This is a genomic window from Micromonospora echinospora (genome assembly GCF_014203425.1).
Classification (GTDB): Bacteria; Actinomycetota; Actinomycetes; order Mycobacteriales; family Micromonosporaceae; genus Micromonospora; species Micromonospora echinospora_A.
Genome location: NZ_JACHJC010000001.1, coordinates 4,914,066 through 4,933,067, shown reverse-complemented (window position 1 = coordinate 4,933,067; position 19,002 = coordinate 4,914,066). Strand labels below are relative to the sequence as shown.

The 19,002-nt window shown below is 73.3% G+C and carries 17 protein-coding genes; 5 read left to right on the top strand and 12 right to left on the bottom strand.

The window, feature by feature from the left end:
- Positions 1 to 134: 134 nt before the first annotated feature.
- Genes FHU28_RS22850 through FHU28_RS22840 form a run of 3 tightly spaced genes read left to right on the top strand, consistent with a single transcriptional unit; the run spans position 135 to position 5,201 of the window.
- Positions 135 to 1,856 carry an ABC transporter ATP-binding protein gene (locus tag FHU28_RS22850; protein WP_184686520.1) on the top strand — a complete coding sequence of 574 codons (1,722 nt, stop codon included), beginning with the start codon at positions 135 to 137 and terminating at the stop codon, positions 1,854 to 1,856.
- Positions 1,853 to 3,643, top strand: a complete 1,791-nt coding sequence (locus FHU28_RS22845) for an ABC transporter ATP-binding protein (protein ID WP_184686519.1) — start codon at positions 1,853 to 1,855, stop codon at positions 3,641 to 3,643. The genes FHU28_RS22850 and FHU28_RS22845 overlap by 4 nt, the downstream gene beginning before the upstream one ends.
- 34 nt (positions 3,644 to 3,677) lie before the next feature.
- Positions 3,678 to 5,201 carry a class I SAM-dependent methyltransferase gene (locus FHU28_RS22840; RefSeq protein WP_184686518.1) on the top strand — a complete coding sequence of 508 codons (1,524 nt, stop codon included), beginning with the start codon at positions 3,678 to 3,680 and terminating at the stop codon, positions 5,199 to 5,201.
- A gap of 41 nt (positions 5,202 to 5,242) precedes the next feature.
- Here the strand turns inward: FHU28_RS22840 and FHU28_RS22835 are convergent, their stop codons facing one another.
- From FHU28_RS22835 to FHU28_RS22810, 6 genes are read right to left on the bottom strand one after another with little or no spacing between them, the layout of a single operon-like run.
- A complete protein-coding gene (locus tag FHU28_RS22835; RefSeq protein ID WP_184686517.1) occupies positions 5,243 to 5,944 on the bottom strand; it encodes a LysE family translocator in 702 nt (233 codons plus the stop codon).
- Positions 5,937 to 6,320: an avidin-fold protein gene (locus FHU28_RS22830; protein ID WP_073828624.1), complete on the bottom strand. Its 384-nt coding sequence runs from the start codon at positions 6,318 to 6,320 to the stop codon at positions 5,937 to 5,939. Before FHU28_RS22830 ends, FHU28_RS22835 begins: the two co-directional genes overlap by 8 nt.
- 5 nt (positions 6,321 to 6,325) lie before the next feature.
- Positions 6,326 to 7,585 (bottom strand): lysine N(6)-hydroxylase/L-ornithine N(5)-oxygenase family protein, encoded by a 1,260-nt coding sequence (locus FHU28_RS22825; protein WP_184686516.1) that lies wholly within the window; start codon positions 7,583 to 7,585, stop codon positions 6,326 to 6,328.
- 16 nt (positions 7,586 to 7,601) lie between these two features.
- The gene (locus FHU28_RS22820; protein ID WP_184686515.1) at positions 7,602 to 8,630 is read right to left on the bottom strand and encodes an NAD(P)/FAD-dependent oxidoreductase; all 1,029 of its coding nucleotides are present in this window, start codon (positions 8,628 to 8,630) and stop codon (positions 7,602 to 7,604) included.
- The gene (locus tag FHU28_RS22815) at positions 8,623 to 9,987 is read right to left on the bottom strand and encodes a class I tRNA ligase family protein (protein WP_184686514.1); all 1,365 of its coding nucleotides are present in this window, start codon (positions 9,985 to 9,987) and stop codon (positions 8,623 to 8,625) included. The genes FHU28_RS22820 and FHU28_RS22815 overlap by 8 nt, the downstream gene beginning before the upstream one ends.
- Positions 9,980 to 10,357, bottom strand: a complete 378-nt coding sequence (locus FHU28_RS22810; protein WP_116506688.1) for a cupin domain-containing protein — start codon at positions 10,355 to 10,357, stop codon at positions 9,980 to 9,982. Before FHU28_RS22810 ends, FHU28_RS22815 begins: the two co-directional genes overlap by 8 nt.
- Positions 10,358 to 10,655: 298 nt before the next feature.
- Here FHU28_RS22810 and FHU28_RS22805 point away from each other — a divergent pair, with 298 nt between their 5' ends.
- Positions 10,656 to 11,561: a helix-turn-helix domain-containing protein gene (locus FHU28_RS22805; RefSeq protein ID WP_221453267.1), complete on the top strand. Its 906-nt coding sequence runs from the start codon at positions 10,656 to 10,658 to the stop codon at positions 11,559 to 11,561.
- Positions 11,562 to 11,615: 54 nt separating this feature from the next.
- Here FHU28_RS22805 and FHU28_RS22800 read toward each other — a convergent pair whose 3' ends face one another.
- The 5 genes from FHU28_RS22800 to FHU28_RS22780 all read right to left on the bottom strand — a co-directional run bounded on the left by FHU28_RS22800 (position 11,616) and on the right by FHU28_RS22780 (position 14,871).
- Positions 11,616 to 12,290 (bottom strand): pyridoxamine 5'-phosphate oxidase family protein, encoded by a 675-nt coding sequence (locus tag FHU28_RS22800; protein WP_184686512.1) that lies wholly within the window; start codon positions 12,288 to 12,290, stop codon positions 11,616 to 11,618.
- A 95-nt stretch (positions 12,291 to 12,385) separates the two neighbouring features.
- Positions 12,386 to 13,168: a DUF2470 domain-containing protein gene (locus FHU28_RS22795; RefSeq protein WP_184686511.1), complete on the bottom strand. Its 783-nt coding sequence runs from the start codon at positions 13,166 to 13,168 to the stop codon at positions 12,386 to 12,388.
- A 149-nt stretch (positions 13,169 to 13,317) separates the two neighbouring features.
- On the bottom strand, positions 13,318 to 13,614 hold the full coding sequence (locus tag FHU28_RS22790; protein ID WP_013286940.1) for a DUF1540 domain-containing protein: 297 nt from the start codon (positions 13,612 to 13,614) through the stop codon (positions 13,318 to 13,320).
- 433 nt (positions 13,615 to 14,047) lie between these two features.
- Positions 14,048 to 14,419: a hypothetical protein gene (locus FHU28_RS22785; RefSeq protein WP_184686510.1), complete on the bottom strand. Its 372-nt coding sequence runs from the start codon at positions 14,417 to 14,419 to the stop codon at positions 14,048 to 14,050.
- Complete coding sequence (locus FHU28_RS22780; RefSeq protein WP_184686509.1) at positions 14,416 to 14,871, bottom strand: MarR family winged helix-turn-helix transcriptional regulator; 456 nt, start codon at positions 14,869 to 14,871, stop codon at positions 14,416 to 14,418. Before FHU28_RS22780 ends, FHU28_RS22785 begins: the two co-directional genes overlap by 4 nt.
- 338 nt (positions 14,872 to 15,209) lie before the next feature.
- On the opposite strand from FHU28_RS22780, the gene FHU28_RS22775 reads away from it, so the two are divergent.
- Positions 15,210 to 15,794 carry a VanZ family protein gene (locus FHU28_RS22775; protein WP_184686508.1) on the top strand — a complete coding sequence of 195 codons (585 nt, stop codon included), beginning with the start codon at positions 15,210 to 15,212 and terminating at the stop codon, positions 15,792 to 15,794.
- An 84-nt stretch (positions 15,795 to 15,878) separates the two neighbouring features.
- Here the strand turns inward: FHU28_RS22775 and FHU28_RS22770 are convergent, their stop codons facing one another.
- Positions 15,879 to 18,596 (bottom strand): sugar-binding protein, encoded by a 2,718-nt coding sequence (locus FHU28_RS22770; RefSeq protein WP_184686507.1) that lies wholly within the window; start codon positions 18,594 to 18,596, stop codon positions 15,879 to 15,881.
- Positions 18,597 to 19,002: the final 406 nt, after the last annotated feature.

Sequence of the window (19,002 nt, the reverse complement as noted above, 5' to 3'; positions counted from 1 at the left end):
CTGATCAACATTACCGGCGGTGATCGCGTCCCGCTGGCGGAGCGCGTGGTGAGCCCGGCCACCCCCGGCGGTTCGGCCACCAGTGAAGCTGAGGTTAGGCTGTCCTCACTTCACAGCACTGGAGGCATCCCCTCGTGTCCCCGCTTCCCCCCGGCAACGCCGTCACCGCCCGGCACGTGCTCCGCCAGGCGCTGCGCCGCCAGCGCCGCCGGGTGCTGATCGGCGTGACCCTGCTCGGGCTGCACCAGGTCACCGAGGCGCTCGTGCCGGTGGCGATCGGCGTCATCATCGACCGGGCCGTGGTGACCGGCGACCCGTGGGCGCTCGCGTACTCCGTCGCCGGCCTCGCCGCCCTGTTCACCGTGCTGGCGTTCGCCTACCGCAACGGCGCCCGCCAGGCGTTCGCGGCTGTGGAGCGGGAGGCGCACCTGCTGCGGGTCGAGCTGGCCGAGCGCGCGCTCGACCCGCGCGGGCACCGTTCCGGCCTGCGCGACGGCGAGCTGCTCTCGGTCGCCGCCTCCGACGCCGAACTCTCCGCGTACGTGGTCCGGGTGGCCGGCTTCGGCGTCGCCGCGGTGAGCGCGCTGACCGTCGCGGCGGTCGCGCTGCTGGTCATCGACGTCCCGCTCGGACTCGGCGTGCTCATCGGCGTACCGGTGCTGGTCCTGGCGCTGCAACGGATGGCGCCGCTGCTGTCCCGGCGTAGCGCCTCCCAGCAGGAGGCCCTCGCGGAGACCACCGCGCTCGCCGTGGACCTCGTCTCCGGCCTGCGCGTGCTGCGCGGCATCGGCGCCCAGCACCACGCCGCCGGCCGGTACGCCGAGGCCAGCCGGCGCGCCCTCGCCGTGACGCTGCGCGCCGCCAACACCAAGGGCCTGCACCTCGGGCTCACCACCGCCGCGAACGGCCTCTTCCTCGCCGCCGTCGCCGGGGTCGCCGGCTGGCTCGCGCTGCGCGGCCGGCTCACCATCGGCGAGCTGGTCACCGTGGTCGGTCTCGCGCAGTTCGTCGCCGAGCCGGTGCAGACGCTGGGTTACTGCGTGCAGCTGTTCGCGATGGCCCGCGCCTCCGCCGCCCGGGTCGCGCGCGTGCTCGGCTCCGAGCCGCTGACCCGGCCGGGCAGCGCGCCCCGGCCGGACCGCACGGACGGGCCGCGGCTCGTCCTCGACCACGTCGGGCACGCCGGGCTGGACGGGGTGTGCCTGCGGGTCGACCCGGGAGAGATCGTCGGCGTGCTGGCGTACGACCCGGCCGACGCGGACGCGCTGGTGGCGCTGCTGTCCGGGCGGGTGCCCGCGGACCGGCGCCGGGGCACGGTACGCGTCGACGGCGTACCCGCCGACGACCTGGACGTCGACGCGCTGCGCGGCGCCGTGCTGGTCGAGCCGCACGACGTGACGCTGTTCGAGGGCACGGTGGCCGCCAACGTCGCCGCCGGGAGCAGGACCGAGGAGGGGCGCCTGCGCGCCGCGGTCCGGGCGGCCGCGGCGGACGACGTGGTGGACGCGCACCCCGGCGGCCTCGGCCACCGGCTCGTCGAGCGGGGCGCCAACCTCTCCGGCGGGCAGCGTCAGCGGCTCGGGCTGGCGCGGGCGCTGCACGCCGACCCGCCGGTGCTGGTGCTGCACGACCCCACCACCGCCGTGGACGCGGCCACCGAGGCCCAACTCGCCGACGGACTGGCCGGCGCGCGCCGCGAAGCGCCCCGGGGCACCCTGCTGGTCACCAGCAGCCCCGCCCTGCTGCGGATCACCGACCGGGTGGTGGTGATCGCCGACGGCCGGGTGGCCGCCGAGGGGACGCACGAGCACCTGCTGGCCACCGACGCCCGCTACCGCGAGGAGACACTGCGGTGACCGCTGACCCGCGTACCGCCGAACCCACCCGGGTGTTGCTGCCCACCGCGACCGCCCGGCGGACCTGGACGACGCTCGGCGCGGAGTTCCGCCGGCGACCCGGCCTCAGCGCCGCCGCGACCGCCGTGCTCGTCGCCGCCGCCACCGGCGGGCTGGTCGCGCCCTGGGTGCTCGGCCGCCTCGTCGACGACGTCATCGCCGACGCTCCGGTCTCCCGGATCGCCGGCCGGGTGGCGGTGATCGCCGGTGCGGCAGTGCTCACCGGACTGCTCACCGCCGCCGGGGCCGCGCTCGCGTCCCGCCTGGGGGAGACGGTGCTGGCCCGGCTGCGCGAGCGGGTCCTCGACCGGGCGCTGCACCTGCCCTCGGCGACGCTGGAACGGGCCGGCACCGGCGACCTGCTGGCCCGGGTCGGCGACGACGTGGCGGTGGTGACGAACGTGATCGCGGTCAGCGGCCCGGCGTTCGTCGGCGCGCTGTTGTCAGTGGTGCTGACCGTGTTCGGGCTGGTCGCGCTCGACTGGCGGCTCGGCCTCGCCGGGCTGGTCGCCTCGCCCGCCTACGCGCTGGCGCTGCGCTGGTACCTGCGCCGGTCGGTGCCGTACTACGCCCGCGAGCGCGTCGCCACCGGCGAGCGGACGCAGGCGATGGCCGGCGCGCTGCGCGGCGCGGCCACCGTGCGCGCGTACCGGACCGAGGACGCGCACGTCGCGGCGATCGCCGAGCGCTCCGGCGTGGCGCGCGACCTGTCGCTGGAGATCTTCAACCTGCACACCCGCTTCGGGCTGCGGATCAACAGGTCGGAGTTCCTCGGCCTGGCCGCGGTGCTCGTCGCCGGGTTCTTCCTGGTCCGCGCCGACCTGGTCACAGTGGGCGCGGCGACCACCGCCGCGCTCTACTTCCACCGCCTGTTCAACCCCATCGGCCTGCTGCTGATGGAGTCCGACTCGGTGCTGCAGGCCGGCGCGAGCCTCGCCCGGCTGGTCGGCGTGGCCACGCTGCCCGACACCGCCCCGTCCGGCCCGGCGCCCTCGCCGGCCGGGCGGCGCGGCCCGGCGGCGCTGGACGTCACGGTCCGCCGCCACCGCTACGACGACGACGGCCCCCTGGTCCTGGCCGACGTCGACCTGCGCCTGGCCCCGGGTGAGCGGGTCGCGCTCGTGGGCGCCAGCGGCGCGGGCAAGAGCACGCTCGCCGGCATCGCCGCCGGGATCATCGCGCCCACCGACGGGTCGGTACGCCTGGGCGGCGTGCCGCTGACCGAGCGGGGCGAGCACGCCGTGCGGCGCGACGTCGCGCTGGTCAGCCAGGAGGTGCACGTCTTCGCCGGGTCGCTCGCCGAGGACCTGCGCCTGGCCGCCCCGGACGCCACCGACGCCGAACTGCTCGACGCGCTGGACCGGGTCGGCGCCACCACCTGGTTGCGCGCGCTGCCGGACGGGCTGGCCACAGCGGTCGGCGAGGGCGCCCACCGGCTCACCGCCGCGCAGGCCCAGCAGGTCGCCCTGGCCCGGCTGGTGCTGGCCGCGCCCGCCGTCGCCGTGCTGGACGAGGCCACCGCCGAGGCCGGCAGCGCCGGCGCCCGCGACCTGGACCGGGCGGCGCTGGCCGCCACCGAGGGACTGACCACGCTGATCGTGGCCCACCGGCTCAGCCAGGCGGTCGCCGCCGACCGGATCGTCCTGCTCGACCACGGGCGGATCGTGGAGCAGGGCACGCACTCAGAACTGCTCGCCGCCGACGGCCGGTACGGGCATCTGTGGCGCTCCTGGAGCGTCCCGGTATGATCGCGCACCGCCCATCGGCCCAGGTGAGGGGAACATGACCGACGCGCCGGCCCGCTTCGTGCTCTTCCCGGGTCGGCACCACCTGCTGACCCGCTTCCAGGCCGGCTACCTGCGACGGCTGGCCGGGGACGACGCCACTGTGGTCTGGGCGGTGACGTCGGCCAACCACGAGAACACCAGGCGCAACCCGGTGCCGTACCACCGGCGGGAAGCCGCTGTCGAACGGTTCAGCGTGCTGAGCGGGCTGCGCTCGGTGGTGGTGCCGATCTTCGACACCGCGTACACCGACGCGTTCGCCGAGGTGACGCTGAAGTCCATCGCGGTGGCCACCGGGCTCGAACTCACCCCCGCCGACACCGTGCTGGCCTGCTCCACGCCGGAGGTCGCGAAGCTGTACGAACGTCTCGGCTTCCCGATCGCGCAGGTCGAGGCGGACCCGGACCTGCCCGAGCCGCCCGAACGGCCGTGGGACGTGCTGCTGCGCCTGGCCGCCGGGGACGAGACCTGGCGCGCGCTCACCCACCCGGCCACGATCGACGTGTTCGAGCGCTACCGCCTGGTCGAGTCGATCCGGTCGGTGGTGAACGACCCGCTCGTCGGCGACGAGGGCGGTCTCACAGTGACCCGCGACTACCGGACCTACGTGGAGGCGTTCGCCACTGCCGCGCAGCGCAAGTGGGACTCGGTACGCCGGTACGTGCAGCCCGGACGCATCGTGGACATCGGCTGCGGCGCGGGCGCCGTCCTGGAACTCGCCGACCGGGAGGCCGCGCTGCGCGAGAGCGACCTGATCGGCGTGGAGGTCGCCCGCCACCTCTACCAGGAGTGCCTGCACAAGAAGGCGCAGGGCGTGTTCCGCAACGCCAACGTCTACTTCTTCCACCGCAACGTCCTCGGCGGAGCGGTGTTCAAGGACCGCTCGGTGGACACCACGCTCACGTTCGCGCTGACCCACGAGATCTGGTCGTACGGGCGGCGGCGGGAGTCACTGCTGCAGTTCGCCCGCCGCATCCACGACCACACGGTGCCCGGCGGCGTCTGGATCAACAGCGACGTGTGCGGTCCGGACGACCCGCGGCGGCAGGTGCTCCTGCGACTGTCCACCGACGACGGCGACAACCCCGCCGCGCCCCGCCGGGATCTCGCCGAGCTGACCTCGGCGGAGGTCCGGCGCTACGTCGGCGGGCTGTCGACGCGGGCGCGGCTGGACCAGTTCGCCGTCGACTTCGCGTTCGACTTCGACTACGAGCCGCTCCCGGACGGCGCGGTACGCCTGGCGCTGGGCGCCGCGATGGACTATCTGACCCGCAAGGACTACACGGACAACTGGCTGTCGGAGACGCAGGAACAGTTCTGCGGCCTGAGCTTCGCCGACTGGACGGACCTGCTCACCGAGGCGGGGTTCGAGATCGGCCCGGCCTCGGCGCCGGTGCGCAACGAGTGGGTGATCGACAACCGGATCGCACCCGTCGCGTCCCTCACCGACCTCGACGGCCGGCCGCTGGACTGGCCGACCACCCACGTCCTCACCGTCGCCCACCGCCCCCGCAACCAGTGAGACCGACGGCGCCCGCCGCTTTCGGCGGGCGCCGTCGTCGATCACCGGCTCAGCGCGATCCGGATCGCCAGGACGATCAGGATGAGCCCGGTCAGCCGTTCGATCACCACCAGCACGGACGGCCGGGTCAGCCAGGGCTGCAACCTGTCGATGAGCATGATGTAGCAGGCCCACCAGAGCACCGCGAGGCCGATGAACGTGGCGGCGAGCACCGCCGTACGGGCCGCCGCCCCGTCGCCGGGCTTGACGAACTGCGGCACGAACGAGACGTAGAAGACGACCACCTTGACGTTCAGCAGCTGGCTGGTGACGCCCATGACGAACGAGCGGCGGGCCACGTGCGGCTCGTCGGCGGCCGGCCTGTCCGGAACCGGCCCGGCCGCGCCGGTGTCCGTGTCCGGCCCGGCTCCGCCCGCGCCGACAGTGACCGGCTGCGCCGCCGGGACCGTCCGGCGCGGCCGGGTCGCCCAGAGGATCGTGCCGCCCAGGTAGAGCAGGTACAGCGCGCCGGCGACGCGCAGCACCGTGTAGAGCGTCGGCGAGGAGACCAGCAGGGCGGACAGGCCGGCGGTCGCGAACGACGCGTGCACCAGCGCGGCGACGAACAGCCCGGCCAGCACCACGAACCCGGCCCGCCGGCCGTACCTGACGGTCTGCCGGGTGACGAGCGCGAAGTCGACGCCCGGCACGATGATGATGAGCAGGCTGGCGGCGACGAAACTGATGATCTGGATGTCAGACACGACGCCGGCTCTCCTGTCCTCCGGCGAGCGCCGGCACTGCCTCCTCGATGACGGAGACGCCGCTGTCCTGGCGTGGTCCGTGCCGGCGCCACTGTTCCCGCAGCCGGATCCGGCCGTCCGGCAGCCGTTCGGGCCGGGACTCGCACTCGCCGACCACTATGGTGCCGTCGGTGAGCACCTCCAGGTAGGCGAAGCGCACGACGCCCTGCGCGTCGCAGGTGCCGGCCAGCCGGCCGTGCCGGACCGGGCCGCCGGTGATCTCCGCCCAGACCAGGTCGCCACGCTGGTGGTAGTGCCCCCGCAGCGGCTCGGCGCCGTCACCGGCGTCGTGGTCCACCGAGACGAAGACGCGGCCGTCGTAGTCGAATGTCGTCATCGCGCTCACGCCCACCGGGTGCTCACGTAGTCGTCACGGAACTGGCAGACCGTGCGGCCGGCGATCGAGTTCAGGATCATGGCGCTGCGGATCGGCAGGATGCTCAGGTTGGAGTCGACGAGCCCCTGCACGTACCGCCCCCGGTTCAGCACGAAGATCTTGTGGTCGTCGGCGTGCTTCCACCGGATCGAGTAGTCCGACTCGATCACCGGTTCGCCGCGCTCGTCCACGTCGATGAGCGCGGACAGCTCCGGATCGAAGGGCAGCGGGGCCAGCCGCCGTCCCGCCGCGACGATCACGTTCACCGCCCGGTGCCGTTCCTCGCCGCTGCCGGCGGTGAGGCACTCCAGCTCGACCTCCCCGTCGAGCTGCCGGGCGCCGGTCACGGTACGGCTCGGCATGATCGTGACCGGGAATCGTCCGGTCCGCAGCCGCTCCTCGTAGTTGTGCTGGTAGACGCCGCGCAGCGTGCCGGGGGAGATGCCGTCGCTGGTCAGGATCTGCCCGGAGACCAGCCGTTCCCGCACGTCGCGGGACAGGTTGAGGAACGCCTCCTGGTAGGCGGGCCGGTACAGGTCGTTCGCCGAGGGGGAGTCCTCCAGCGGCGCGAACCAGGACCGCCGGCCGATCCACGTGATGTCGCGGCAGCCGCGGGCGAGCAGGGCCGCGACGCACTCCGCGCTGGTCTGGCCGCTGCCGATCACGATCCACGGCAGGTCCGGCTCGTCGGGCACGCCGGCGAGGCGCCGGTTCAGCTCGTCGGCGACGAACAGGTGCCGGGGATCCAGGGCGTCCAGGAAGTCCGGTACGAAAGCGACGGTCCCGCTGCCGAGCACCAGGTGCTGGGAGCGGGCGACCTCCGCGCCGCCGCTGCGGCTGACGATCGCGCCGTCGAACTCGACCCGGTCGACGCGGGTGCCGTAGGTGATGCGCGGCAACTGTTCCGCCGCCCACACCAGGTACTGCTGGTACTCGATCCGGGGGATGGTGTCGAAGCCGGCGCCCAGCAGGGCGTAGACCCGGCCGGTGGTGACCAGGTAGTTGAGGAACGACAGCGGGTGCGTCGGGTCGTAGAGCGAGACCAGGTCCTTGACCCAGCCGGTCTGCATGCGTACGCCGCTGTGCAGCATCCCGTCGTGCCAGCCCGGCTGGTCCCGCGCCTCGAACAGCGCGATGTCGTGCGGCGCGAGCGCGTCGTACATCGCGGCGAGGCTCAGGTTCGCCGGCCCCGCGCCGATTCCCACTGTGTGATAGGTCTGCGTCATCAGTCTGCCTCTGTGTCTAGCCGTGCGGGACACGGATCGCGGATCGGGAGTTCAGCAGGGCGGTGGCGGCGAGCCGGCTGGCGGCCAGGACGGTCTTGGCGGCGCCGCCGCTGCCGCCGGTGAAGGTGTGCACGGTGCCGGCCACGGCGCGCAGGGCCAGGCCGGGCGGGTCGCTGTAGCAGTCGGCGGCGCTGACCGGCGGGCCGTCCGGGCGCGGGTCCAGGCCGGGCAGCCGCCGTGCGGCGACCGCGAGGACCCGCGCCGCCAGCCCGGTGTCCGGCCCGGGCGCCGGCGGGTCGACGTCCCAGCAGTCGCTGGGCAGCCCGAGAAGGACGCGCCCCGGACCGGCGGGCCGCCCGTACAGGCCGCTCGTCTCGTCGACGAAACACGGCAGGTCGGCCCGGCCGCTGCGGAGGTGGGCGTACTGGATGTGCTTGGTGCGCAGCGTGGTCGGCAGCCCGGCGGCGCGGAGCAGGCCCGGCGTCCAGGCCCCGGCCGCCACGACGACGAGGTCGCCGGTGAGCCGGCGGCCGTCGCGCAGCTCGACCGCGCCGTCGCCGAGGCGGGCCACCGGCGTGGTCTCGATCCCGTCCAGGCCCCGCAGGACGCTGCGGCGCAACCGGTCCGGGTCGAGGTAGCCGGCCCCGGGCTCCCAGACCGCCACCGTGCCGTCCGGCAGCCGGTCGAAGCCGAACCGCCGGGCGACCTCGTCGCGGGTCAGCACCTCGGCCCCGGCCGCCCCGGCCGCCGCCCCGGCGTCGAGCAGGTAGAGCGATCCGGTGGCCCGCCACCCGGCGGCCGTGGCGAGGGCCGGTTCGTCCAGCAGTTCGGCGAGGCTCTCGGTGGCCAGGGACCGGGCGACCGGATCGGGCTCGAAGGCGCGTACCAGCCCGCCGGAGGCGGCGGTGGCGTCGGCGTGCCGGCCGCCCGGGCCGCCGCCGTGCGGGCCGATCAGCACCGCCTCGGCGCCCGCGTCCCGCAGCCGCCGGGCGAGCAGGACGCCGGCGAGGCCGGCGCCGACGACGAGCACCCGGGGTTCACCCATCGGAGGCCGCCGGTTCCGCGCCGCCGACGACGCCGAGCAGGCGGGCCGCCCGGTCCGGGTCACCGGGGTACGCGGCCAGCGCCGCCCGGACGGCAGTGGCCGGGTCGAAGTGCGCCAGGCGCAGCGCCTGCTCGCCCCGGGTCAGCTCGACGTCGGCGAGCACACCGTCCAGGCCGGGTACGGCGCCGGCGAGGGCCGCCGCGTACCGCGCCTTGAACGCCTCGTACACCTCCGGCCGGAAGTCGGACTCGTAGCTGTCCGGCCGGTCCCAGCTCAGGAACGCCCGGACCACTGCCGGGTCCTCGCCGGACAGGAGCTCGTGCGCCCAGATCGCGTGCCCACGGCTGGTGGAGAACTTCGCGCCGGTGAGCCGGTAGAACTCGTTGACGACCAGGCCGGTCGGCCGGTCCGGCAGCCCGGCGGCCAGGTGCAGGGCCGGGATGAGCAGCGCGTAGTAGAAGGCGTTGTCCACCCCGAGGAAAATCCACTGCTCGTCCACGTCCTGCCACGCGTCGAGGTACCCGGCCAGCGTCTCCGCGTCCGGCCGCAGGTGGCGGGCGGGCAGCAGCAGGTTGGCAAGGGCCATCTCCGCCCAGACGTCGATGCGCAGGCCGTCGTCCCACTCGATGCCCCAGTCCGTCGGGTACGCCAGCGGCACCTCCGGCAGCCCGCCGTCCAGGTACGACGCGACGAGCCGGCGCAGCCTTGGCGGCAGCACCGCCCCTGACCAGAACTCGGCGAGCCGTCCCCGGTGCTCGTCCAGCCGCAGCACCGGCACCGTGTGGGTGACCGGCTCCGGTGGCGCGTCGCAGCAGGTCGACCGCGCGTCGACCAGGTTCGCGGCGGTGCAGAAGCCGCCGCACCCCTCGCAGGTGCCGCCGTTCGCGCCGGCCCCGCAGGCCGGGCAGCGCCCGGCGACCCGGACGTGGTGCAGGGTCCGCCGGCAGGCCGCGCAGGCACGCAGCGACACCGGGGCGACCTCGACCACCTTCGCCGCGACCAGTTCGGTGAGCAGGCCGGCCACCGCCCGGCGGTACGTCTCGTCGGCCAGCGGGTCGGCCATCACGTCGTACCGGATGCGCGCGGCGCGCAACGCGGTGTGGATCAGCGACCCGTAGCGGGCAACGGTGTCGGCGGGCGTCTCGCCGTGTGCCTCCGCCCGGGCGAGCACGTAGTTCTGGTGGGCGTCCAGCCCGCACTGGGTCACCACCCGGCGGCCGGCGGCGCGCAACGCGCGGGCCGCGACGTCCCCGGCGACGTACGGGCCGCTGAGGTGCCCCAGGTGCAGCGGACCGTTGGGGGTCGGCGGCGGGGTGACCAGGAGCACCGCGCCCCGCCCGGCCGGACCGTCAACCACGGTCGGTCCCGTCACCCGCGTCCGGCTGCCCGGTCTCGGGGCGCGGCACCCAGTAGATGCTCAGGATGGTGAGCGGCTGTTCGGGGGAGGGGTTGTGGATGACGTGGCGCTGCTCGGGTTCGAGCAGGATCACCCCGCCGGTCGGCACCTCGACCTTCTCGCCGCCCGCCTCGTAGATGGCGGTGCCGCGGGTCACCACGGCGAACTCCACCTCGGGGTGGACGTCCTCGCTGCTGCTGCCGCCGGGCGGGATCACGCACCACATGGCGTCGAACGGCAACGGGCCGAGATCGCGGTACTGGGTCCAGCGGCCGATCTGGATGCCGTACTCGTCGGTGAGTTCGGCGGTGTCGCTGACGTACCTTCGCATGTTCGTCCTCCTGGACGGCGCGACGCCCGTCGGGCGCGCCGGACGGATCAGGGTTTGCGGAGAGTGACCGTAAGTGGTGCTTCTGCGACGCCGAGCCAGCCGCCTGCCGGAGTGGCAATTCGACTTCGGTCGATAGCGTCGGTCCCACTGTGGACCTAACCTCGTCTGGCCAACAGGCGCTTCACCGGCAGATCACCGGCAATGGCGCCGCTGACTGCCCGCTCAGTGGCCGCGGCGTGGTGGTCCTCCTGCACGAATCCACCAGAACCGGTACGGAGACGACGCTGTGATCGGCTACATGGATACGTTGGGTGACGAAATTGCTACCGCTCGGCGGCGGGCCAACCTGACTCAGGAGGAACTGGCCGCCCGCACCGGACTGAGCGTCCGGAGCATCCGGAACCTGGAGTCGTCGCGGGTGACCCGCCCGCGGCCCGCGACCGTCCGGCTGCTGCGCGACGTGCTCGGCCTGCCGGCCCATCCGGCGCCGGCCCGGATCCGCCCCATGCAGTTGCCGCTGGAGATTCCCGGCTTCACCGGCCGATCGGCACAACTGCGGCAACTCGACCGGCTGCTCGACGGCGGACCGCGGCGGATGTCCAGTGTCGTGGTGTGCGTCCTGATCGGACGCTCCGGGATCGGCAAGACGGCGCTGGCGCTGCGCTGGGCCCACCGGTCCGCCGCCCGGTTCGTCGACGGTGTGCTGCACGTCCAGCTCGGCGGCAGCGACCCGCGCCGGCCGGCGGTGACCCCCACGGAGGCGCTCGGCGGCCTCATCGAGGCGCTCGACGTGCCCGGCGGCATTCCCTGCGGCCCGACCGCGCGCGCCGGGCTGTACCGCAGCGTGCTCGCCGGGCGCCGGATGCTGATCGTGCTCGACGACGCGCGCGACGCCGACCAGGTGCGGCCGCTGCTACCCGGCGTCCCCGGCTGCATGGTGGTGGTGACCAGCCGGGACCGCCTCACCGGTCTGGTCGTCGGCGAGGCCGCGCGTCCGATCGTGGTGGACGAGCTGGCGGCCGGCGAGGCGTGGGAGCTGCTGGCGGCCCGTCTCGGCGAGCGTCGCCTCACCGCCGAACGCGAGGCGGTACGGCAGATCATCGCCCACTGCGCGGGCGTGCCCCGGGCGCTGGCGGTGGTCGCCGCCCGCGCCGCCGTCCAGCCCCGGCTGCCGCTCGCGGAGGTCGCCCGTCAACTGCGGTAGGACGTCACCGGTGGATCGGGGCGGCCGCGTGGCACGCGCGGGCGCCCCGGCCGGTCAGCGGCGGTCGGCGCGAGTGCCCGCGCGGGCGGCTACGTGGGCCGGCACCGGCGCGGTCGGCGGGAGCGCCGGATCGGTCACCGGCTGCTCCCAGCGGGCCACGAGCGGAAGCTCGCCGGCCCAGAGCCCGAGCGCGGCGTCCGGGCTGTCACCGTCGTCCGGCGGGCCGCTGCGGGTCTTCACCGACGCCTCGGCCAGCGGCAGCGCCAGCAGGGCCGTGGCCGCCAGCTCGCGCCGGTTCGGGCGGCGGGCGTGGTCCCACTGGCCGGGTGCGACGTGCTCGGTGAGCAGCCGCAGTCCGTGCAGCTTCTCCTCGGTGTCCGTCACCCATCGGGGCCGGCCGTAGATCATCGCGCTGCGGTAGTTGACGCCGTGCTCGAACACCGAGCGCGCCAGCACCAGGCCGTCGACCACGGTGACCGTGACGCAGACGTCGGTGTCGGTGGTGAGGCTCCGGCTGGCCACCGAGCCGTGCAGGTAGAGGTGCCGGTCGTCGAACCCGTAGACGGTCGGCACCACCATCGGGCCACCGTCCACGAGCGCGCCGAGGTGGCAGACGAAGCCGGCCCGGAGCACGTCGAACAGGGCGCCGCGGTCGCGGTGCCCCTTCTCCTTCATCCGGCGCAGGCTCGTGCGCGGCGTCGCGGACAACTGCCCGTCGGCCTCGGTCATGGCTGATCTCCCGTCGGTCCCGCCGTTTCTACCGGGTCGGGCCGCGGTCCTCAAGGGCCGGCACACGCGGCCGGCAGGTAAAGCGGCTGGACGCGCTAGCCGAGCAGCGTCCGCAGCGCCTCGGGCAGGCCGCCCCCGGCGGTGACCGGGCGGGCGAAGGGCAGCCGGGTGTCGGCGTGGCCGTCCGGCCGCTCGGCGCGCAGCACGATGCCCTCGGCGTCGAGGGCGACCGGGACGATCCGGGTCGATCCGGCGGCGGTGGCGGGGTCGACGAGCGCGCCGAGCCGGTCGAGGAGGTCGCTGTGGCACCGCGTCAGGTGCTGAAGGTGGGCGGCCTCGTCGACGGCGATCGGGTCCGGCCGGGCGGAGCGGTACGCACCGACATCCACCGACGCGGAACCGGCGGCGCGGAACAGGACGATCTCGGCCGGCTCGATCGCCCACAACGCCACCGGGGGCAGGTCGAGCAGCGACATCACGGTGGCCGGGTCGCAGGAGTCGAGGGCGGCCGGGTCGAACCGGCGGGCCGTGCCGGTGATCCGCAGCCGGGCGCGTACCCGGGAGCGGACGGCGACCGGGGCGAGGTGGGTCACGTCGAGCCGTACCGCGCCGCCGTGGCCCCGGGCGGCGACCAGCAGGCCGCCGGTGCGGCTCATCGCGTCGACGGCGAGGACGATCGTGCCGTCCGGGAGGACGGCGTGGGCGGAGAGGAGGTCGGCGGTGGTGTCGCCGAGCGTGAGTCGCAGCGAGGAGGCGGCGGTGAGCACGCACCGGGCGGCGACGGCGTCGCGGGGCGCGGAGGTGACCGCCGACGGCCCTGCGGCGACCGGGGCGACGCCGGCCGGCGGGGCCGGACGCCCGGCGGGGTGCAACGCCATGTCTGTCTCCTCGGCCGGGAAGGGTGAAGTCGGCCAGGTCAGACGGTAGTAGGTAAGGCTTACCTGTGCAACGGCGGGCCGGGTGCCGCACAACGCCGACGGGTCACGACGGTGACCGTCGTGACCCGTCCGGGCGTGGTGTCCGCTTGTCAGGCGGGCTGGTAGGTCAGGCAGTCGCTGACCGTGGCGCCGGGGCCGACCGTGATCGACTCGGCTGTGCAGGCGAGGTTGGTGTTGAACACGCACTCGGCCCGGGCGCACGCGCCCACCGCGCCGGTGACCTCCGCGATCCCGCCGCTCAGCGACGACTCGACGAACGTCGCGCAGGACGCGGCGTCGGCGCTCGCCGCCACGGTGATCGCGGGGGCGTGACACCCGTTGTCGTTGAAACTGCACGCGGTGGCGGCGCATTCACGTACCGGCGGAGACTGCAACAGGGTCTTCATGGTGCCTCCAAGTCATGCGGGCCGGCGGAAGCAATGGGCCGGCCTCGTGGTGCTCGAATGCCATTCGGTATTAGCCGTGCGGGCCGGGCGTCAAACCTGTCCGCCCGAAGTGAGGATCATGCTCACCATAGCAGCGAAATGCGGCTTCGGCGGCGGTTGGCAGCCGTTCCCGCACGAACTTCCGGACGACCAAGATAAGGCTTACCTTCGTTAGGAAAGGCTTTGTTTGCCGGCGCATGGTGGGCGTGCGGCGCCCCGCTCGCGCTGCTCCAGGCGCCGTTACGGTACGCGAATTGGTGTGCGGAAATCGACGGGCCGGAACCGGTAATCGGCTCCCCGCCGGTGCAATCGCATTACCGTGCGCGGTGTCGGAACGGTAGCCGACGCATCCCGGCGGCGCGCAACTCCTGGCCGCTGGTCCAGGGGGTCGGGTTCAGCTGAGAGCGACGGTGAGCGAGCACGCTGCCAAAACCACGCATGCCGGCGTCATCACCAGGCGTTCGGCGCGGCTTCGCGAGATTGCGTTGAGTGCGATCCCGATTGCGAAGTACCCGAAGAGCACCCACGTCGCGATGCCGACGAACGGCCTGGAGGGCCCGAAGATCTCGGCGCGCGCGAGCAACACCCAGGCTATGACGGCGTAGACGACGACCGACACTGCGCTGCCGATGCGGAGTCGCCGCGGCAGTGTCTCGTGCTGCCCACCCCATACCAGCCGCCCGTACGGCCGGCCGGCCGCGACGAGCACCTGGAGCGCAGCGAGTGCGGTGAGCACGAGGGTGGCCACGACGGCGGCGACGCTCATGTCGTCCCCGCCTGACCGGCGAGATGGCGTGTGGCGTTGGCGACAAGCGTGTCCAGCGCGCCCTGCAGCGCTTCGAGATCGACACCGTCGTCGATGCCGTCGTCGATCTCGGCGAGCCCTTTCCATGCCGCGTCGAGGAGTTCCCGACCCTTTCTCGTGACGGCGACGCGATTCGCGCGCTGGTCGGTGGCATCCGGAGCGACCTCGACGAGCCCGCGCGCGACGAGCTCGACCAGGCGCTGCGTCACGGCCGCTCTGGACACGTCGAGGGCTTGGGCGATCTTGCTCTGTCGCGCAGGGCCGATTGCGTGGATCGTCACCAGCGCGGCGAACATCGAAAGGGTCACGTCGTGCATGTTCCGCAGGTGCGTGTCAGCGACGCGGTCGACGAGCGTGGTGGCGCGGTGAAGCGTGAGTACGAGGCGTTGTGCCGAGAGTGTGGCGACATCCATAATGTTAAGGTCTTACCAAAATTGAGGTGGGGCGTCAACCGGCCCGGGCTTCCTCACCTCACAGCCACCGGCACCCTTGCCTGCTCCCCACCAGCGCAAACCCAGGTGGAACAGGCTCAATGAGCGCCCGGGAACGCTCGGCGGCGGGCGTCGGCGGTAGTTCCGCCGGCCCGTGCCGTGCTCGTGCGCCCGGCCGTCGTGCGGGCGCGGCTGCCGAGGTGGAGGCCACCGGGCCGACGGCGGGACCGCCGGGGGCAGGATGGCACCCTGAGCGAGCCGGGGGAGCCGGCCCGCGCCGGCCGGGGGCGGATCCTCGGCCGTACAGAAAGTGGGGCGGCGTGATCAAGGGGTGGCACGGCTGGCTCGGCACGATCAACGGGGTCGTGCTCATCACGGTGGCCGCGCTGCCGTTGGCCGCGCTGGTGGTGTGGCTCCTGGCGCGCCGGCGCGGCGGCGGCGGGCCGGCCTGGCGCCGGTCGCTGGCCGAGGTCGGCATGGTCTACGGCACCGTGCCGTGGGTCTGGATGATCATGCTGCCGGGTGACCGGGCCGGCGCCGTTCCCGGCCGGGTGAGCCTGGTGCCGCTGCGGGACCTGCTCACCGTCCTGGCGAGCGGGCCGCTGACGGTGACCGTCCAGATCGTGGGCAACCTGCTGGTGTTCGCGGCGCTCGGATTCTTCGGCCCGCTGCGGTTCGCGGCCCTGGCGTCGGTGCCGCGGATCCTGGCGCTCGCGGCGGCCTGCTCGATCCTGGTCGAGGTCGCGCAGTACGTCCTCCGGCTCGACCGCGTCTCCTCTGTGGACGACGTCCTGCTCAACACCGTCGGCGCCGGGCTGGCCGCGCTGGCCTCGCGCCGCTGGTGGCCGGCTCCGGCCGCGGCATCGCCGGACCGGCCCCGGCCGGTCCCGGCGGCGGAACGCTGAGCGGCCCGGAGACGGCACGATGGGCCGGACCTCACGGCCCGGCCCATCGCGTCAGCGCGTCAGGTCGACGCGTTCACCGTCCGGTCAGAGCTTCATCCCCAGAGCGGTGGTGGCGCCGCCGCTCTCGTACGAGACGAGCAGCGAGGTGCCGGCCGGGAGCGATCCGCTCAGCGGCAGGACGAGGGTGCCGTCCTTCCGCAGGCTGGCCTGGGTCTGCGCCACGACCTGGCTGCCGTCCCAGACGAAGACCCGGGCGGTGCCGGCCTTCTTCACCTGGAGCTGCACCGAGACCTTGCTGGCGGTGCGGGTGACCTTCTTGATCTTCACGGTGTTGTCCGCCAGCTTGGCGTACCCACCCGGCGCCACCCCGTCCGAGACCGACTGCAGCAGGGTCTGCGGCGAGTCGACGCTCAGCGCGGCGGTGTCGGGCATGATCGGAGCCTTGGGCGCCGACGGCCTCGCCGGCAGGTCCGGCAGGATCGCGTTGCCCCAGCGCCACGGGTCCGCCCGTACGCCGCTCCAGGTCGACCAGCCGACCCGGGTCTGCGAGCTGAGGTCCTGCGTGTCCGAGTCGTTGACCAGGATGTTCAGGCCCATCCGGCTCGGGTCGATGGTGTCCGGCAGCACGCTGAACGGAATCTTGACCTCGATCCGGTACCCGGTGTACGGGTTGCTGGTCACCACGGAGGCGATCTCCACACCCGGCGCGGTCTCCGGACCGCCCTGGTGGTTGTCCCGCTCCCGGGCGAAGCACGGCGGGTTGCCGTTGGCCGGGTCCCGCGTGGCCGGGAAGAGCGCCATGTTGAACACCGTGGAGGTGTTCGCCGAGTTGCCGCGCGGGTCGATGCCGAACTCGATGTTGTCGTTACGCCGCGGACGCTTGCAGTCCTCCGGCGGCAGGACGGTGCCGAGCACGTCATCGGTGATGTTGAAGATGGCGTACAGGGCGTCGTCGGTGTGGGTCAGCTGGGCGGTGCCGGAGATGTCCGACGCCGGGGCGGCGGTGCCCTCCCAGCGGGTGGAGATGTCGATGACCTCGCCGGTGTACTCGTGGTCGTGACCGTGACCGTCCACAGTCGGCGCGGTGGCGGCCTTCGGGATCGTGGTGGTCGGGACCAGGTTGAACACGCCCGGCTCGGTGGCGCTGCCACCGACGTAGCTGGTCTCGATCTGCACCCGGTAGGCGCCGTTGTCCGGCGCCCGGTTGGCAGTCGGCAGCGACGTGTCGGTGTTCGTGACGGTGAACGTCACCGAGGTGCTGGCGCCCGGCTGGAGCCCGCTGTACGGCAGCTGCTGCTCGGCCACGGAGAAGCCCGCGGGAACGTTCAGCTTTGCCGTGCCGGACTGGACCCGGGTGCCGTGGTTGGTCAGGTTGACCTTGACACTGCGGGTGCCGCCGCTGGGGATGTTCAGCAGCGACTCGATGAGCGCGTCGAGCTGCTGCGTCTTGTTCCGCACCGTCCAGGCGCGGAAGTCGGCGATCTCCTCCAGCGGCTCCAGGGTGCCGCGCACCGGAGCGGTGCCCTGCACTCGGGCGCTGCTGGTGCCGCTGCCGTCCTTCTTGCTGGTCAGCGTGGCGTCGATCTTGAAGCGGGTGCCCACCTCGACCTGCGCCGGCGGGGTGACCGTGAAGGTCTTCACGACCTCCTTGCGCGGGCTGAGCGTGCCGACGTTGCCGTTACCGCTCACCGTCCAGCCGGCCGGGACGTCCAGGGTGACCTTGGCGCCCGGGATGGCCTTCTCGGTGTAGAGGACGGTGTCCACCTTGATGGACTGGCCGCCGACGGCCTCCCAGTTGCGCGGACGCACGTGGACCTCGGTGCCCAGCGGCAGCCCGCCCGGGGCACGCAGGGTGGCGCCCTGCAGCGCGCCGGTGCCGGCGCCCACGTTCGGGTCCGGGTACGCGGTGCGGGTGTCGATCAGCGTCAGCCGGTTGCAGCCGATGTTGTCGGGGTTGGTCGTCGGGAAGGAGCTGTTGCCCCAGCCCTGCGACACGTACTCCCGGCGGGCCCAGGTCTGGACTGTGTTCCACCGGTTGCCGTCGTGCCGCGCCGACTCGTAGCCCTGCCAGGTGCCGAAGATGACGTTGCTGGCCTCGGCCGGCGTGAACGTCGTCTCGCAGGCGGGGCCGTTGGTGCCGGTGGTGCCGCTGCCGCCGGTCTGGAAGATCCGGGAGACCCGCCAGGGCTGGAGCCCTTCCTTCTTGATCTGCTCCGGGAACGCCTTCGGGTCGGCCGCCGCGTAGAAGGCCTCCACGGCCAGCATGGCCGCCTTCTGGTGGTTGCCGTGGTTGCCCTGCGTCGCCGAGGGGTTCATCGTGAGGATGACCTCGGGCTTGGTGGTGCGCAGGACCCGCACGATCCGGGACAGCGTCTCCTGGTGGCCCCAGACCTCTTCGGTCAGCGGGGCGCTCGCGGTGTACCAGAAGTCGAGCGCGTCCAGGTTGTAGATGTGGTCGACTCCGGCCCAGGCGACGGCCTTGCGCTCCTCGGCCTCCCGCAGGATGCCGAGCTCGGGGCCCTCTTCGAGGCCGGAGGCGTTGCCGCCGCCCTCGCCGCGGGTGGTGGTGATGACGCCCGCCTTCATGCCGTGATACTCGTTCCAGTATCCGAGCATGCCGAGCTGGCCCGCCTCGTCGTCCGGGTGCGCGCCGATGAACATGATGTCCAGGTCGACGGGCTTGTCGGACTTCTTGGCCTGTGGCTTCGGTGCTGCGTTCTGGGGGTTGGCCTGGGCCGGAGTGGCCAGGCCCAACGACAGTAGACCGCACATGGCGATCGCTGCCGTGGTGCGCCATCTCATGGGCATACCTCTTCGTCTCGAAGCGAGAGTGCTGCGGCTGGGGACGGTCACGGCCCGGCGCGGGCCGGCTGACACGTGGCTCGTGCCGGGCCGTGACGCGGACAGCTGTCCACTGAGGACCGTCAGGTCCTCACTGGTCGTGGTGCTCGACAACGGGATGGTGGTGTACACGCACCGTCACGGTGTGAGCGGTGCAGACGGTGGGAACGGGTCGATCCACCGGAAGGCCTTCGGGCCGTAACCTAGGGATCTTGCGGAGGCGTCGTCAATAGGTCCGGACGACTTTCTTCCTTATTCGAAGAAACAATCCGCGCAGCTCAGCGACCCGGCTTCGGGGGCGGCATCGGCCTTAGGGGACTCTTTGCCCGGCTTTGGGCACCCAATGTGGACGCGACGGCCCAGTTTT